20 protein-coding genes are annotated in these 15,589 nt (G+C 68.7%); 12 read left to right on the forward strand and 8 right to left on the reverse strand.

The window, feature by feature from the left end; translation table 11 throughout:
• Positions 1–124 precede the first annotated feature (124 nt).
• Positions 125–1,132, forward strand: coding sequence for an aldo/keto reductase (locus ACMGFI_RS13725; protein ID WP_436910343.1), 1,008 nt, complete (start codon positions 125–127; stop codon positions 1,130–1,132).
• A 20-nt stretch (positions 1,133–1,152) separates the two neighbouring features.
• On the opposite strand, the gene ACMGFI_RS13730 is transcribed toward ACMGFI_RS13725, so the two are convergent.
• On the reverse strand, positions 1,153–1,455 hold the full coding sequence (locus ACMGFI_RS13730; protein ID WP_436910344.1) for a hypothetical protein: 303 nt from the start codon (positions 1,453–1,455) through the stop codon (positions 1,153–1,155).
• Between the two features lie 52 nt (positions 1,456–1,507).
• On the opposite strand from ACMGFI_RS13730, the gene ACMGFI_RS13735 reads away from it, so the two are divergent.
• The 3 genes from ACMGFI_RS13735 to ACMGFI_RS13745 all read left to right on the forward strand — a co-directional run bounded on the left by ACMGFI_RS13735 (position 1,508) and on the right by ACMGFI_RS13745 (position 2,395).
• The gene (locus ACMGFI_RS13735) at positions 1,508–1,978 is read left to right on the forward strand and encodes an FKBP-type peptidyl-prolyl cis-trans isomerase (RefSeq protein ID WP_436910346.1); all 471 of its coding nucleotides are present in this window, start codon (positions 1,508–1,510) and stop codon (positions 1,976–1,978) included.
• Between the two features lie 79 nt (positions 1,979–2,057).
• Positions 2,058–2,243 carry a DUF7837 family putative zinc-binding protein gene (locus tag ACMGFI_RS13740; protein ID WP_436910347.1) on the forward strand — a complete coding sequence of 62 codons (186 nt, stop codon included), beginning with the start codon at positions 2,058–2,060 and terminating at the stop codon, positions 2,241–2,243.
• A gap of 5 nt (positions 2,244–2,248) precedes the next feature.
• Positions 2,249–2,395 (forward strand): hypothetical protein, encoded by a 147-nt coding sequence (locus ACMGFI_RS13745; RefSeq protein WP_436910349.1) that lies wholly within the window; start codon positions 2,249–2,251, stop codon positions 2,393–2,395.
• Positions 2,396–2,441: 46 nt separating this feature from the next.
• Here the strand turns inward: ACMGFI_RS13745 and ACMGFI_RS13750 are convergent, their stop codons facing one another.
• Complete coding sequence (locus ACMGFI_RS13750; protein WP_436910351.1) at positions 2,442–3,446, reverse strand: NAD-dependent epimerase/dehydratase family protein; 1,005 nt, start codon at positions 3,444–3,446, stop codon at positions 2,442–2,444.
• Positions 3,447–3,605: 159 nt separating this feature from the next.
• Between ACMGFI_RS13750 and ACMGFI_RS13755 the strand changes: the two genes are divergently transcribed.
• From ACMGFI_RS13755 to ACMGFI_RS13775, 5 genes are all read left to right on the forward strand, one after another.
• Positions 3,606–4,997, forward strand: coding sequence for a cytochrome P450 (locus tag ACMGFI_RS13755; RefSeq protein ID WP_436910352.1), 1,392 nt, complete (start codon positions 3,606–3,608; stop codon positions 4,995–4,997).
• Between the two features lie 105 nt (positions 4,998–5,102).
• Positions 5,103–5,855, forward strand: a complete 753-nt coding sequence (locus tag ACMGFI_RS13760) for a sugar phosphate isomerase/epimerase family protein (protein ID WP_436910353.1) — start codon at positions 5,103–5,105, stop codon at positions 5,853–5,855.
• A gap of 180 nt (positions 5,856–6,035) precedes the next feature.
• On the forward strand, positions 6,036–6,314 hold the full coding sequence (locus ACMGFI_RS13765; protein WP_436910355.1) for a HalOD1 output domain-containing protein: 279 nt from the start codon (positions 6,036–6,038) through the stop codon (positions 6,312–6,314).
• 96 nt (positions 6,315–6,410) lie between these two features.
• Positions 6,411–6,740, forward strand: a complete 330-nt coding sequence (locus tag ACMGFI_RS13770; RefSeq protein ID WP_436910357.1) for a ribbon-helix-helix protein — start codon at positions 6,411–6,413, stop codon at positions 6,738–6,740.
• Between the two features lie 353 nt (positions 6,741–7,093).
• On the forward strand, positions 7,094–7,366 hold the full coding sequence (locus ACMGFI_RS13775; RefSeq protein WP_436910359.1) for a hypothetical protein: 273 nt from the start codon (positions 7,094–7,096) through the stop codon (positions 7,364–7,366).
• A gap of 57 nt (positions 7,367–7,423) precedes the next feature.
• Here the strand turns inward: ACMGFI_RS13775 and ACMGFI_RS13780 are convergent, their stop codons facing one another.
• From ACMGFI_RS13780 to ACMGFI_RS13790, 3 genes are all read right to left on the reverse strand, one after another.
• Positions 7,424–8,203, reverse strand: a complete 780-nt coding sequence (locus ACMGFI_RS13780; RefSeq protein WP_436910360.1) for a ZIP family metal transporter — start codon at positions 8,201–8,203, stop codon at positions 7,424–7,426.
• A gap of 77 nt (positions 8,204–8,280) precedes the next feature.
• The gene (locus tag ACMGFI_RS13785) at positions 8,281–9,618 is read right to left on the reverse strand and encodes a class-III pyridoxal-phosphate-dependent aminotransferase (protein ID WP_436910362.1); all 1,338 of its coding nucleotides are present in this window, start codon (positions 9,616–9,618) and stop codon (positions 8,281–8,283) included.
• A 94-nt stretch (positions 9,619–9,712) separates the two neighbouring features.
• Positions 9,713–10,990 (reverse strand): MgtC/SapB family protein, encoded by a 1,278-nt coding sequence (locus ACMGFI_RS13790; protein WP_436910364.1) that lies wholly within the window; start codon positions 10,988–10,990, stop codon positions 9,713–9,715.
• 107 nt (positions 10,991–11,097) lie between these two features.
• Between ACMGFI_RS13790 and ACMGFI_RS13795 the strand changes: the two genes are divergently transcribed.
• The gene (locus ACMGFI_RS13795; RefSeq protein WP_436910366.1) at positions 11,098–12,351 is read left to right on the forward strand and encodes an AI-2E family transporter; all 1,254 of its coding nucleotides are present in this window, start codon (positions 11,098–11,100) and stop codon (positions 12,349–12,351) included.
• Here the strand turns inward: ACMGFI_RS13795 and ACMGFI_RS13800 are convergent.
• Positions 12,348–12,623, reverse strand: a complete 276-nt coding sequence (locus ACMGFI_RS13800; RefSeq protein ID WP_123539147.1) for a PadR family transcriptional regulator — start codon at positions 12,621–12,623, stop codon at positions 12,348–12,350. The two genes, ACMGFI_RS13795 and ACMGFI_RS13800, sit on opposite strands and share 4 nt — an antisense overlap.
• Positions 12,624–12,883: 260 nt before the next feature.
• Between ACMGFI_RS13800 and ACMGFI_RS13805 the strand changes: the two genes are divergently transcribed.
• Positions 12,884–13,162 (forward strand): amphi-Trp domain-containing protein, encoded by a 279-nt coding sequence (locus ACMGFI_RS13805; RefSeq protein ID WP_436910368.1) that lies wholly within the window; start codon positions 12,884–12,886, stop codon positions 13,160–13,162.
• 427 nt (positions 13,163–13,589) lie between these two features.
• The gene (locus tag ACMGFI_RS13810; protein WP_436910370.1) at positions 13,590–14,309 is read left to right on the forward strand and encodes a DUF7117 family protein; all 720 of its coding nucleotides are present in this window, start codon (positions 13,590–13,592) and stop codon (positions 14,307–14,309) included.
• A 24-nt stretch (positions 14,310–14,333) separates the two neighbouring features.
• Here ACMGFI_RS13810 and folD read toward each other — a convergent pair whose 3' ends face one another.
• Positions 14,334–15,224: a bifunctional methylenetetrahydrofolate dehydrogenase/methenyltetrahydrofolate cyclohydrolase FolD gene (gene folD, locus ACMGFI_RS13815; protein WP_436910372.1), complete on the reverse strand. Its 891-nt coding sequence runs from the start codon at positions 15,222–15,224 to the stop codon at positions 14,334–14,336.
• A gap of 101 nt (positions 15,225–15,325) precedes the next feature.
• A complete protein-coding gene (locus ACMGFI_RS13820; protein WP_436910373.1) occupies positions 15,326–15,508 on the reverse strand; it encodes a hypothetical protein in 183 nt (60 codons plus the stop codon).
• Positions 15,509–15,589 lie beyond the last annotated feature (81 nt).

Genomic DNA, 15,589 nt, shown 5'->3' on the forward strand with positions numbered 1-15,589 from the left:
CGCGTGCGGGCCGCTTGTCCCCGTACCCCGGCGCTCGGCCCGTGTCGTCCACCGGTGCTGTCCGGCGAACATCACGCGGTTCCGCGAAACCAACCACTAAGCGAGCGGCGGCCTAGCGGCCGGTATGGAGTACGTACGACTCGGGGAGACCGGCCTGCAGGTCTCGCCCATCTGTCTCGGGACGTGGCGCTTCGGGAAGGAACACGACGGCGTCGTCGAGACGGGCCGCGATGAGGCCCAGGAACTGCTCGACGCCTACGCCGACCGCGGGGGTAACTTCATCGACACCGCCAACGGCTACGGCGGTGGCGACTCCGAACGCTGGATCGGCGAGTGGTTAGAGGGCGAGGACCGCGAGGACTACGTGATCGCCTCGAAGTGCTTCTGGTCGACGGTCTCGCGGTTCCAGGAGAACCTCTCGAAGAAGAACGTCCGCGCGGAGGTCGAGGGCTCGCTCGACCGACTGGGGACGGACTATCTGGACATTCTCTATCTCCACCGGTTCGACGACGAGACGCCCATCGAGCACACGCTCCGGGCGGTCGACGACCTGGTTTCGGAGGGAAAGGTCCACTACGTCGGCATCTCGACCTGTGACGCCTGGAAGCTCGCGAAGGGGCTCTGGAAAGCCGACGTGAACAATTACGAGGCCTTCTCCGTCACCCAGCCCCTGTTCCACGCCGCCTACTACGAGGACGTGGCCGAGTACCTGGACGTGTGCGCCGACCAGAACCTCGCGGTCTGCCCGTACTCGCCGCTGGCCGGCGGGTTCCTGACGGGCAAGTACGAGCGCGTCGGCGACGGCACCTACGACCTCGACGCCGACGAGGGGACCCGCGCCGACCTGGACCCGATGTTCGAGGACTGGTACGTTTCCGAGCGCGGCTGGCACGTCCTCGACGCGGTACGCGAGGTGGCCGACGAGGTGGATGCCTCGCCCGCGCAGGTCGCGCTCCGCTGGCTGATGGACCAGCGGGAGTTCGACTGCGTGCCCATCGTCGGCGCTCGAACCGTGGAGCAACTGGACGAGAACGTGGGGGCTATCGACGTGTCCATCTCCGACGACCAGTTCGACCGCATCTTCGAGGCGCGGTACGACGATGACGGCGAACTGTACAAGACGAACGTCTAGAGGACGCCGTGTTCAGGCCGTCACTCGATTGAATCGATCACACCTTCTACCAACACGATGACGCCCTGAAGAGCGACTACGAGCCCGGCGAAAAGGGAAACGATCCAGACCGCGGCCCCGGCGAGGACGGCATCACCGCCGCTGGCGCCCCCTAGTCCCGTGATGATGCTACCGAGACTGGCGATCAGCACTCCCGCAGTGATACGCGCCGCTGCGCGGATACGGAGGCCGATTGATTCCCCTGCATCCATGACGAGAATCTGTCCGAGGAAAATGAAAATATTTCTGATTCTGTTGTTGGTGCTGTAGCCTGTACCGAACACCGATACGCCCTCCAGACCGCAGGCTTATCCGTCGGGCACTGTTCCGGTCGGTATGGCTATTTCAACGGGCGACACCGTGACCATCGAGTACACAGGACGACTGGACGACGGCAGCGTCTTCGACACGTCGCTGGAGTCCGTCGCGGAGGAGGAGGGGCTCACCGAGGACCAGCCCGACCGCGACTACCAGCCGCTCACCGTCGAGATCGGCTCGGGCCGCATCATCGAGGGGCTCGAAGACGGCCTGGTCGGCATGGAGGCCGGCGAGGAGGACACCGTCGAGATCGAGCCCGAACAGGCCTACGGCGAGTACACGGACGACCGCGTCGTCGAGTACGGCGCCGACGAGTTCGCGGAGATGCTCGGCGGCCGCGAAATCGAGGAGGGGCTGGAGATCCAGACCGAGGAGGGCCTCCCGGGCGAGGTCGTCGACGCCGACGACGAGACGGTCACCGTCGACTTCAACCACGAACTCGCCGGCGAGGCGCTGACCTTCGAGGTCGAAGTCGTCGCCGTCGAGTGAGCCCCGGACGCAGGCTCGCAGACACCGGGTAAAGGACCGCATTACCGGCGTTATACGGGAAATAACTACGGAACAGGGTATGGTATCGCGGGGCATGGCCGGGACGGACGACAGGGAACTCCGGGGGGGACCGCTCGGCACGTGTCCGAACTGCGACGTGATGATCCCGCCGGCGAACCTGCTGATCCGCTACGAGTCCGAGGGCGACTGGCCGAAGCTCTTCGCGGAGTGCCCCGACTGCGAGGACCCGGTGCATCCGGAGTGATCGCCGTGGGACTGTTCGCCTCGCTGGTCGCGCGTGACGACCCGGGCACCGTCGTCGCGGAGTGTCGGCGTTGCGGCACCACCGTCGAGGCCGACACCTCCGTCTGCGCGACCTGCGGCTCCGAGGACATCGTCCGGTACGACATCGAGTGAAGGATCCGGCGGGCCGCACCTCGCTACCCGGGGTTCGTCCCGCCTCTCAACCGTCGAACGCTTCGACGAACGACGCGGTCGAGTCGCGCCACGCCGCGATTATCTCGTCGTCGTTCTCGCTGTCGGCGTCGTCGATGGCGTCGCGGCGTTCGAGGTCGTCGATGGTCCGCTCGACCCCCTCGCGGAATGGGATCGTGTACTCGAAATCTAGATCCCGTTTCGCCTTGCTGTTGTCGAAGACCGTCGAGTACTGGAAGTGGTCGACCAGCGGGTCCGTCCGGTCGGGGACCGCCGCGACGAGCTTGTCGGTCGGGATGTACACCATCTCGGGTTCGGGCGCGTCCATGGCGTCGGCGACGTACTCGTGGTACTGATTCCAGGAGATGACCTCCTCGCTGGTGACGTGGTAGGCCTCCCCGTAGGCGGTCTCGTTGCCGATAGCCTCGACGAACGCGCCGGCCACGTCGTCGCGGTGACAGGGGCCCCACAGCGTCGCGCCGCCGCCGTGGACGATGACGGGCTCGCCCTTCCGCACGCGGTCGAGGTAGTAGGTGCCCCAGCCCATCGTGTGGATGACCGGGCCGCCCTCGCCGTAGGTGCTCCACGGCCGGATCACGGTCGTCGCGAAGGCGTCGCCGCCCGCCTCGAAGAAGACGTCCTCGCACTCGGCTTTGTCGGCGCCGTAGTCGCTGACCGGCGGGTGGCGCGCGGCCTCCTCCGTGGCGGGGTTGGCCTCCAGCGGTCGGTGGTACACGTCGACCGTCGAGCAGAAGACGAACTGCTCGACGCCGTCGAACGCCTCTACGGCGCTCTCGGCCTGGTCCGGCGAGAAACACACCATGTCGATAACGACCTCGGGGTCGACCGATTCGGCCACCTCGGCCAGCCGCTCGTCGTCGTTGCGGTCGCCGTGGACGTGGGCGACCGCGTCGGGCAGGTCCGCGTCGGTCTCGCCGCGGTGGAACGCGGTCACGTCGTGGCCCGCGTCGACCGCCTGGCGCGCGATGCCGGTGCTTATCAGCCCGGTGCCGCCGATGATGAGAACGTCCATGGGCCACCCATGGCGACTGCGCGGATAAAACGTCGCCTCGCGGAAGCCCGCGCCGCGAGGAACGGAGCGGGTCGAACCGGGTCGGTACCCGTTCGCCCACTCCCCATCGACCGCCGCGGGGCGACAGGTTTTCGGCCCGGGCGCTCGCTACCCGGTCGTATGAGCGACTCCGAGGAAGCGGGGGCCGACGGGGCGGGCGGGTCGGCCGCCGGACCGCCGCCCTCGCCGCCGGGGCTGCCCGTCGTCGGACACACCCATCGGTACGCCCGCGACCCGTTCGCGTTCGTCGACTGGGCGACCGACCGGGCAGGCGACTGCCTGTTCGCCCGCGTCCTCGGCGAGGGCGACCTCTGCGTGCTCGCCCACCCCGACCACATCGAGCGGGCGCTGGTGACCGACCGCGACGCCTTCGGCAAGGGCGAGGCGTTCTCGGTCGCGTTCGGGCAGAACCTCCTGTCGGTCGAGGGCGACCAGTGGGAGCGCCAACACGACGCCGTTCAGGAGTTCTTCTACCCGGGGAAGATCCGCGGCTACGCCGAGGAGATGGTCGAACTCGCCGCCCGCCGGACCGACCGCTGGGCCGACGGCGAGCGGATCTCGGTCCACGCGGAGATGCGGTCGCTCGCGCTGGAGAACCTCTTCGCGACCCTGTTCGACCGACGGCTCGCCGTCGACGGCGACGCGGACCTGCGGCGGGCCGCCTCGGCGCTCAATCTGTGGTTCGAACCAACCTCGTGGGTGCTCCCCGACTGGGTCCCGACGCCCGCCCGCCGGCGGTTCGCCCGGGCGCGCGAGACGCTCGACGCCGAGGCGCGGCGACTGCTCGCCGAGCGGGAAGCGGCGGTCGCGACCGACGGCGAGGCCGGTGAGGACCTGCTGTCGACGCTGGTCGCGCTCCGCGAGCGGGGCGACGCCGACCTCTCGGACGCGGACATCGTCGACCAGGTGACCGGGTTCATCTTCGCCGGCCACGACACGACCGCGCTCGCGATGACCTACGCGCTGCACCTGCTCGGCACCCATCCCGAAGTGCGCGAGCGACTCCACGCCGAACTCGACGACGTGCTCGGGGACGGCGCGGCGGATGCGGCGACCGATGGCGCTCGCCCCTCCTTCGCGGACCTCCCGGACCTCGAGGTCACCGAGCGGGTCCTCCTGGAGACGCTCCGGCTCTACCCGCCGATCCACACGATCCCGCGAGTGACCACCGAGGACGTGACCGTCGACGGCCACCGCGTCCCCGAGGGGACGACGACCCACCTCTCGGTCGTCTCGATCCACCGCGACGAGCGCTTCTACGACGACCCCGAGCGGTTCCGGCCGTCGCGCTGGCGCGACGCGAGCCCCCGGTCGAAGGGGTACGCGTTCGTTCCCTTCGGCGCGGGACCGCGCGACTGCATCGGCCGCCGGTTCGCCAGCCTCGAAGCGCGTCTCGTGCTCGCGACCGTCGCGAGCCGCTACCGACTCGAACCGCGGGCCGAACTCGAACTCGCCCCGCAGATGACGACCCAGCCCGACGGCGACGTGCCCGCCCGAGTCGTCGAGCGCTGAGGAGCCCGCCCTCCCCCGGCCATCGACCTCTCCGGACCCACTCCGATTCCGGTCCGTGTCTCCCGCGGCGGAACCCTTTTGCCGGTCTCACGCATCTACGCCCTCATGTCCAGCGACTACGATATCGGCGTCCAGAGCGTCGTCTTCCGGGACTTCTCGCTCGTCGACCTGCTCGCCGAACTCGACGAAACCGGAGTGACGCACCTCGAACTGTGGGGGCACCACCTCGCGCCGGACCACGACGACGGGGCGGTCGCCGCCGGACTCGACGCGCTCGACGCCGCGGACGTATCCGTCTGCGGTTACGGCGTCGTCGACCTCGAATCGCCCGGCGAGGCCCGCGAACACGCCGCGTTCGCAGACCGCCTCGGCGCGGAGTACCTCACCGTCAACTACCCGCCCGCGGCCGACCCGATAACCGAGGAACTGGTCGCGCTGGCCGACGAGTTCGGCCTCGACGTGGCCATCCACAACTACTCGTCGGTCCACCACGACGACCTCTCGCGGGTCTTCTCGACTATCGATGACGTTCGCGGCGTCCTCGACCGCTACGACCACGACCGCCTCGGGCTCTGCGCCGACACCGGCCACTTCCTCGTCGAGGACGTGCGCCCCGACGACGTGGTCCGCGACCTGGGCGACCGCATCGTCGCCTGCCACCTCAAGGACACCTCCGAGGCGGAGATCGAGGACGTGCCCGGCGCCGGACAGCTCGACGTGGCCTCGTTCGTCGGCCTGCTCGACGACCACGCCGACCTGGCCGCCCCGCTCGTGATCGAGTACGAACTCCCGCAGGACCGCGCGACGGACGCCCTCCGCGAGGCCGTCGCGACCGTCCAGCGCGCGCTCGACGACTGACCGGCGCGCGCTCGACGATTGACCGCCCCGTCGTTCGAGCGCCCGCGTCGGTTCGGCGGCCCGGCCCCCTCCTCTGTTCCCGACAATCCGCCCCTGGTCGCGGTTTGAACCGGATTAAATCGGGTTAATCGGCGCTAGCGGCGACCCCGGTTTAGGAGCCTGGCGCCCCGCCGATGGGGCATGACCGCATCGACTCGGGTTCCGGACGATCCGCCGATCGCTCGCGCCGCCGTCGGGGCCGACGAGGACGCGACCGACGCCCTGCTGAGAGCCGCCCGGCGCGCCCACCTGGACCTCGACGAGGTCGACTCGCTGCACGGGCGCATCGACGCCGGCGCGCTCGACGCGCTGGTCGCCCACCACCGACGCCGCGACACCGACGGGGAGTTCACCCTCGCCGTCGACCTGTGGGGCCACACCTTCGTCGTCCGACCCGACGCCGTCGAGGTGTACAACTGACGGACCGGCCGCGACGGCCGCCGCTCGCCACTGGCTCCCGGGCGCACCGAATCCCGGAGCGTAAGGTGTTTGCGACGGCCCCGCCTGGCTGGGTGTATGAGCCTCGACGATCTGCAGGACGACGTGCAGGGCGAGTACAGCGACCTCGACGAGGTCCTCTCGGTCGAGACCGACCGCGAGACGCGCAACGAACTCGCCATGCTGCTGGCCGCGCTCGACACCGACGACCCCGACGAGCTCGTCCGCCGCGGGGTCCATATGCTGTTCCGGAGCGCCGTCGAGACCGGCAACCTCGACTTCCACCTCCGCACCGAGTACGACGTGACCTACGACGAGTACCTCTCGGGGATGACCTTCGACGAGATGACCGGCGCCGACCAGTTCCCCCAGTCCGGCGACCCCGACGACCGCCGCTACCAGTTCTGAGACCATCTTTTTCCCGGCCGGGGTTCCTCGCGCGCCGGGGGCGCCGGCCGGGAAAAACATGGGTGAAAAAGGCCGGACGACTCAGTCGCTACGCTCCTTCGCGTCCGGTGAACCGCCTCGCTTCGCGCCGGATGATCAGTGAAGAGGATATAGTCAGCGAACACTCATTGGAGGGGCAAACGTCCCGTTGTGCATCCGATGTCCTTTTTCCGATTACAGACGAGGAATATCGCATGAACCGACGTGGGGTCCTCGCCGGGGGAATATCGGTCTGTGCCGCGGCTGTCGCAGGGTGTTCATCTCCTTTCGGTCAGAACCAATCTGCGGAATCCGAACCGAGATTGGAAGTGTTCGTGGCCAACGCCCTCGACGAGTCAGTTCGGGTTACCGTCACCGCCCTCCGGGGTTCGAGCGAGCTCTTCGGTCACTCCTACTCACTGGAACCGGGCAAGGGTGACGAATCGAAATCGTTCGTCGGAACACCGGCCAAGGTTCGTGTCTCAATACAGAATGGCCGGACGGTCACACGGGATTATTCGGTCCCGGTATCGTGTGAATCTCCGGAGGTCAACGTCACAATCGAACCCGACGAGATCTTGATAACGAACGGATGTGTCTCATCGTAGGACAGCAACCGCTACTGCATATGCACGGAAACGTATCGAACTCGCGAGTAGTACCGCTCACAACAGAAACGTCCCCAGAAATCCGACCGCCGTCGCGAGCGTGATGTACGGGCCGGCCTCCTCGTAGGCGTCGGGGTAGATCTCGCCGGCGAGGCTGGCGAGGATGGCGCCGGCGGCGAACGCGCGGACCGCGGCGATCCAGTAGTCCGGGAGCGGCGGGAGAAACCGGTAGCCGGCGACGACGGAGCCGCTGACGACGACGGCGGTGGCCACCCACACCGCCATCACCGTCCAGTCGTCGTGGCTCTCGGCCATGTTGGTGCCGGACATCATCGACTGGGAGCCGTTGGTGACCGCGAGGCCGAACAGAAGCGCCAGCGCGCCGTGGAAGTCGCCGACCAGCAGCGAACCCATGGCGGCGTTCTCCGGGATGCCGTCGGTCGTCACGCTCGCCCACAGTCCGACACCGTTCTCCTGGGTCTCGTCGTCGGCCCAGCGGTCGATGGCCACGTCCAGCGTCCCGAAGACGAGGATGCCGACGAGGAAGTAGCCGGAGGCCGGATACTCGCCGATGTTCCGGAAGGCCGGCCCGAACAGTTCGAAGGCGAGCGAGATGACGAGCGATCCGCCACCGACGGCCAGCAAGGCCGCCTGCCACCGGCGTTGCGGGCTGACCCAGACCCCGACGGCCGACCCGACCAGCAGCGACAGGGCCGACACGCCCGCGTAGAACCACGGGTTCGAGAGGAGACCGCTCGTTCCCGACTGGAGGACGGTCCCGGCGCCACTGGGGACGGCCGCGAGGCCACGACCGACCGGGTCGACGACGGGGAACACGGTTATCCGTCGGCCCGTCTCCGGATTTCTATTCGCGGATTACTCGGGGTAACCGCGAATTTCCGAATGCCGGCGGGTCAGGCCACGTCCTCAATGGCGGCGGTCAGCAGGTCGACGCCGAGGTCGATCTCCCGCTCGGTCACGTCCAGCGGCGGGAGCACGCGCAGGGTCTTGTGGCCGCAGCCGAGCGTCAACAGCCCGCGTTGCATCGCCGCGGCCTGCACGTCGTCCCGGCGTTCCTTCGTGTCGAACTCGACGGCGAGCATCAGGCCCTTCCCGCGGGCGTCGACGACGTTCTCCGGGTCGGCGTCGCGCATCGACTCTTTGAACTGCCGGCCGCGGACGACGGCGTTGTCCATCAGGTCGTAGTCGTCGATCACGTCGAGCGTGAGCGCACCCTGTAGCGCCGAGACGATGTCGCCGGCGCCCCACGTCGAGGAGAGCCGGCTGGTTTGCTCGGGGAACACCTCCTCGCGGGAGATGGTCGCGCCGACGCGCAGCCCCTTCGCGCTCGCGATCACGTCCGGTTCGAACGGGTAGTGGTCCGACGCCCAGAACTCGCCGGTGCGGCCGACGCCGGACTGGATCTCGTCGACGACGAGCGTCAGGTCGTGCTCCTCGCACAGGTCGGCGATCTCCCGGGCGAACGGGTCGCTCGGGAAGCGGTAGCCGCCCTCGCCCTGGACGGGTTCGAGGATCAGGTAGGCCACGTCGTCCGGGTGGACGGCGCCGCGCTTCGGGTCGAGCAGTTTCCGCAACTGCGAGCCCTCGCCGGTGAAGAAACCGCAGGAACAGGAGTCGGCGTCGCAGGTGCGGTCGTCGCAAAAGGGCACGTCGTGGACCTTCGAGATTTCCGGAAAGTCGCGGCGGTAGACGGACTTGGAGCGGTTGAGCGACAGCGCGCCGAGGGTGCGGCCGTGGAAGCCGCCGCGGAAGGTGATCCCGTAGTCGGCGCCGGTGTGGTCGTAGGAGATCTTGATGGCGTTCTCGACGGCCTCGGCCCCGGAGTTCGAGAGGAAGACGGTGTCCATGCCGTACTGGTCGCTGCGGTCGGTCAGCCGGTCCATCAGGTCCGCAGGGGTGGGGAACGGGTGGTCGCCCAGTTCGCCGCTGGCGACGTAGAAGTCCTGGCCGGCGATCTTCATGGGGTCGACGAGGTCGAACCCCTCCATGCGCTCCATCAGTTTGGGGTTGTTGTACCCCAGCGGGGAGGCGGCGACGTGGCTGGTGAAGTCCATGAGGACGTTGCCGTCCACGTCGGTGCAGAACGGTCCCTCCGCGGGTTCGGTGTAGTCCCAGACGAACTCGTAGACGTAGGTGCTCGGGGCGGCCGTCTCGTGGTGGTACTCGACCCACTCCCGGGCGCGCTCGCCGGGGATCGACGACACCGCGGGCTCCGCCGTGTCCCTGTCCATGCCGGCAGTGAAGCACAGTCGCAAGTTAAGTGATCTGACGGGCGCTCGCCGGTCGGCCGTCGGGTCGCGGTGGCTCCGGGCGTCGAACGGCCCCTCACAGCGTCGCGCCGACCGTGACGGCGCCGGCGGCGACCAGCAGGACGGTGCTGACCGTCGCCGTCTTGACCGCGAACTCCCGGTTGGGCCCGGCGAAGGTCAGTCCGGCCTTGACGACGATGCTGGAGGCCGTCGCCAGGAGGATGGCGAAGACGGCCGCCTCGCCGGAGAGGCCGCCGCCGCGGTAGAGGATCACCGCGGAGGTGGTCGCGCCGGCGCTGGAGACCAGCCCCGTCAGCGCGGCGGTCACGTAGAAGCCCAGCCGGCCGAACTCGGCGGCGGCCAGCCCGCCGGCGACGATGACGAGCAGGAACAGGCCGCCGAAGCTCAGGACGTTCCGCAGCGAGAAGGGGCTCTCCAGGTCCATCTCCAGGTTCTCCGTCCAGTCGGCGGTGTAGCCGGCGATCGCGATACTCCCGAGTATCACCGCGCCGAGCGGGACGACCGCGCCCACCAGCAGGCCCGTCTCGAAGGTGAACACGAGCGCGATGACGAGGTTGCGGGCGGCCATGGCCGCGTCGGCCAGCAGGATGGCCGCGACGGCGTAGGAGCTCACCGCGGGGCGCTGTTCGACGTGGTCGAGCATCGCGCCGACGACGGCCGTCGAGGAGGCCAGTCCGCCGAAGAAGCCGGTGACGGCGATGCCGCGGCTCCCGTAGGTCTGGACGATGGCGTAGTTGACGATGCCGATGGCGGCGACGGTGACGACCATCAACCAGATGACGCGGGGTTCGACCTCGACCATCAGGTCGGCGGCGCCGACCTCGTAGCTCCGGGCGGGCAACAGCGGGTAGATGACGAACGCGAGGATGGCGAACTCCGCGGCCGACCGGAGTTCGGTGCGGGTCATCCCCCAGGCGAAGCTGTGTAGCTCCCGCTTGAGCACGAGCAACAGCGCCGAGAAGACCGTCACCGTCACCGCCTCGATGGTGTAGGCGCTGGCGACGAGCGTCCCCACGGCGTAGGCGACCAGCATCGACATCGAGGTGGTCAGCGACAGCCCCTCCTCTTCCTCCTCGTCGGCGAGCAGGCCCCTGACTGCCAGCAGCGTCCCCTGCACGATGACGAGCGCGCCGCCGACGACCACCAGCGGGGTCGACCCCAGCACCGTGAACGCCGCGCCGAGCATGCTGATCAGCGAGAACGTCCGCACGCCGGCGGACTTGTGCGACCACTCCCGCTCCAGCCCGAGGAACAGGCCGAGCACGCCCGCCAGCGTGATCTGGAGCACCTCGGTGTCCAGCGGGATCGACGCGAACTGCGCGACTCCGAACACTGCCCGACGTATGCCGTTCTCACGTATAAATAGCGGGGCGCTACCCGCCCCGCGCGGCCGTGAGCGACCTGCCCGTTTTATCCCCCGGCCGGCCCACTGCGAGGACGATGGTCGAGTTCGAGTTCGATCCCGACTGGGGGCGGATCGGCTGGGCGGCGGTGGGAGTAGTGCTCGGACTCGCGCTGCTGTGGGTGCTCTGGTCGTTCGTCGGCACGTTCGTGTTCGCGCTGTTCATCTACTACTCGACGCGGCGGGTCCACGGGGAGATCCGCGACCGGGTGGGCCAGCCGAGCGTCTCCGCGGCGCTGGCGCTGGTCGCGCTCGCCCTGCCGGCGGTGCTGTTGCTGCTGTACGCCACGGCCATCGGCGTCCAGGAGCTCCAGGAGTTCGCCGGGACGACCGACCTGGGCGAGTACATCGCGGTCGCCGACCCCTACCTGAACGTCACGCAGGCGGTCGAGAACCCCCGCGGCGTCTTCGAGGGCGCCGGCGGGATGGACCTGATCGGGCCGCTGCTGACCCGCGGGACCAGCTACCTGGGCTTTCTCGGCACCGGACTGCTCCACCTGTTCGTCATCTTCGCCGTCGCCTTCTACCTGTTGCGCGACGACCACCGGCTCGCCGCCTGGGTGGCCGGGTTCGACGACGACGGCCCGACGGTCTTCGAGGAGTTCGCCCGCGAGGTCGACGACAGTCTGGAGCTGATATTCGCCGGCAACATCCTCAACGCCGTCGTCACGGCGACGGTCGGGGCGATCACGTACAGCGTCCTCAACGTCTTCGCGCCCCCGGAGGTCGCCGTCCCGTACGCCGCCCTGGTCGGCCTGCTCACCGGCATCGCCAGCCTGATCCCGGTCGTCGGGATGAAACTCGTCTACGTGCCCGTCTCGATCTACCTCGCCGCGACCGCGTTCACCGAGGGGACGGGCTGGGTGTTCGTCGGCGCCTTCGTCGCCGTCTCGTTCGTCGTCGTCGACGTCATCCCGGACCTCCTGGTCCGGCCGTACGTCACCGGCGGGTCGCTGCACACCGGGAGCGTGATGTTCGCGTACATCCTCGGGCCGCTCCTGTTCGGCTGGTACGGCCTGTTCCTCGGGCCGATGATCCTCGTCTTCCTCACGCACTTCGGCGGGGTCGTCGTTCCCGCCCTGCTCGGCCGGGACCGGCCGGCCGAAGACGGCGACGGCGCGGCCGCTGAAGGGACCGAACCGGAGGGCGAGAGCGGGGACGGCGTGACCCGCGACACGGACGCGGCCGCCGATGGAGCCCCCGCGACCGGGGACGAGACCGCCGCGCCCGGCGAGGAAGCCGGGAGCGACGACGGGGCGGACGCGTCCGACGATACGTCACGCGGGACCTAGAGGTCGACGTACTGCTCTTCCCACTCGCGGCGGGCCTCGATCTCGCGGCGACCCCGGCGGGTGAGGCTGTAGAAGTTCGTCCGGCGGTCGCGCTGGCCCTTCTCGACCAGCCCCTTGTCGACGAGCGTGTCCAGGTTCGGGTAGAGGCGCCCGTGGTGGATCTCCTTCTCGTAGTACTCCTCCAGCTCCTCCTTGATCGCGAGCCCGTGGGGCTCCTCTTTCCCCGCGATGACGTACAGCAGGTCACGCTGGAATCCTGTCAGGTCGTACATCGGTAATGTCCGTTCGGAGGTTACTGTCGGATATTCATAAATATGTCGACTGATGAGCCCGACTGGATATCGGAATACCGGCGTTAGTCCGCTGTTACTCGAATCCGTATTGCTAACTCGACTGATGTGAACCGGGTAACGGTCGTATTCGATCGATTTCAGGTATCGACACCGAAACGTATCCCCGGACGGGCTCGCGCCGCTCGCGCGGCCCCGAATGCGGGGCGGACGCTTATCTCGCCCGGGCCCGTAGGAACGGTATGCCCGAGACACTCCTCTTCGAGGACGAACGGCAGCTGACCCGGACGAACGTCGCCGCGTATCTCCGCACGGTCGCCGACCGGCTGGAGACCGGGGAACCGCTGACGCTCGAGACCGGCTCCGACTCCATCACCGTCGACGTGCCCCGCGAAGTCGAGTTCGAAGTGAAAATCGAGCGCGAGGGGCCCGCCGACGGCGCCGGCGAACTCGGCCTCGAACTCGAACTCGAGTGGGACGAGGACGCCGACGCGTCCGACGACGAACTGTCCATCCGATAGGCCGGTTACAGTTCTCGCCCCCTGACCCCGTCCGTCCTGACGGCCACGCGCAGGCCGCGACCGAGCGGCCGCTCCGCGCCTCTAACTGTGACTGTCGAACGACGGTACGACGGGCTACCGGACACGGCCGGGGCTATCGAGTGAATCACGAAAGGAATGGAAAGCGGCCGCGTGGGCGAAACGCCCACGCGGACGCTTGCCGCCCTGAATTGGTCCCCGCTGACGCTTCGGCCCTCCAAGCGAAGCGTCACCTGTACATCCGGGTGGGAACAACTTAAAATTACCGACCCAGGATCCGCTCGCCATCTGACGGTCGGGTAACGTGTTCTCGGGGCCTCGGTCGGTCGGGGATCGTCGCGGGGGACCGGGTCACCGTCGGGGCGGTTCGACCGCGGCGATTTTAGGCGTTCGGGCGCAAGACGGTCGCATGAAGATCCGCGGCGAGCGCGAGTGCCAGGAGTGTGGAACCCGCTGGTCGTACTACGAGACGGGCAGCGTGGTCTGCCCGGACTGCGGCAGCGTCCGGAGCGTCGGGCTCGACGACCCCACCGAGCACACCGCCGGCGCCGTCACGTTGGACCTGACGGAGATCCGCGCGCTCGTCGACGAGCAGCCGCTGGCCGACGTGGCAGAGGCAGCCGCCGAACGCTGCCGGGAGTACGTCCGCCGGTCGGGGTTCGTCAGCGGCGGCGACTTGCGCCCGCTCGACGACACCTACCTCGCGGCGGTCGAGCTCCGGCTGGCCGGCCAGGAGGTCGCCCACGCGATGCGGCTCTCCGACGACGAGGAGTACTACTTCCTCGAACTGCTCCGGGGCGCCGACGACGGCGAGCGCCCAGCCGTCGACGCGGTGCCCGACTCGATGCGGTCGGTCCGCGGGCTCGCCTACGCCCGCGCGGTCGACGCCTACCGCTCGGACCTGCGCCGGTACCTCGACGACAACCCCGACGAGACCGTCGGGTCGCTGCTCGCGACGCTGCGCGACCACCAGAAGCGGATCGAGGCGCTCGACGGCGACGTCTCGGCCCGCACCGCCGGCGAACTCGTCTATATCGTCCGGGCCATCGGCCGCGCGCTCGCGGACGACGACGAGACTGCCCTCGCCGAGGCCCAGCGGCGGCTCGAGGAGTTCGAGGTCGACCTCTGACGGGGACGAGAGCGGGAAAACCGGTTACAGCGCGCTCTCGACGCCGGACTGCAGCGCGGCCGCGTTGACGGTGTTGTACAGCAACATCGCGCGGGTCATCGGGCCGACGCCGCCCGGGACCGGTGTGACCGCCGAGGCCTTCTCCTTCGCGCTCTCGAAGTCAACGTCGCCGACCAGCTCGTAGCCCTTCTCGGTGTCGGCGTCGACCTGGTTGATGCCCACGTCGATCACGACCGCGCCCTCGCCGACCATCGAGCCGTCGATCATCTCCGGGACGCCCGCCGCCGCGACGAGGATGTCCGCCGAGCGGGTCTTCTCGGCGAGGTTCTCGGTCCGGGAGTGACACACGGTGGTGGTCGCGTTGCCGCCGTCGCCGTACTGGATGAAGAGGTTCGCCATCGGCTTGCCGACCAGCCGCGAGCGGCCGACGACCACCGCATTCTTGCCCTCGGTCTCGACCTCGGCGGCGTCGAGCAGGCGCTGGATGCCGTGGGGCGTGCAGGGTTTGTACCGGGCGTCGCCGGCGACCAGGCGACCGATGTTCTCCGGGTGGAGGCCGTCCACGTCCTTCTCGGGATCGATGCTCCGGAGGACCCGCCGGTCGTCGACGTGGTCGGGTACCGGCATCTGCACGAGGATGCCGTCCACGTCGGCGTCGGCGTTCAGGTCGTCGATGGTGTCGTACAGCTCCTCGGCGGGTGCGTCGGAGTCGATGTCGACGTCCACGGTGTCGATGCCGACCTCCTCGCAGTCGCTCTGTTTCATCGAGACGTACGTCTCGCTGGCGGGGTCGTCGCTCATCAGCACCGTCGCCAGCGTCGGCGTCACGCCCTCGGATTCGAGGGCGTCGACCGCCTCGCTCACCTCGTCGCGCACGTCCTCGGCGACCGCGTTGCCGTCGATGATCTCGGTCATACTCGAACGGGCGCGACCCGGAGGCAAGAAGGTCCCGGAAACAGGGCCGGGACAGTCGACACAGTCGACACAGTCGGGGACGCCTCCGGGGGCTCGCGCCGTCAGGGGAGCAGTTGCTCCTCGCAGGCGCCGCAGACGAACAGGCCGTGCGATTCGGTGAGGTCGGTCACCGTCTCGCAGAGGTCACACTCGCGGTAGACCGTCCGCGAGTAGCCGTCGGCCGCCTCGACGGGGTCGTTCGGGCCGAGCGCCGCGGCGCCCGGCCGGGAGGATGGATCTGTCACGGCTGGACCCGCTAGGCGACGCGGAGTGAAAACCGTAGCGGGAGCCGCGGAGTCGACGGCCGACTCCATCTCCGCGGCGTC

This window comes from Halosimplex marinum (assembly GCF_051414075.1).
Lineage (GTDB): Archaea > Halobacteriota > Halobacteria > Halobacteriales > Haloarculaceae > Halosimplex > Halosimplex marinum.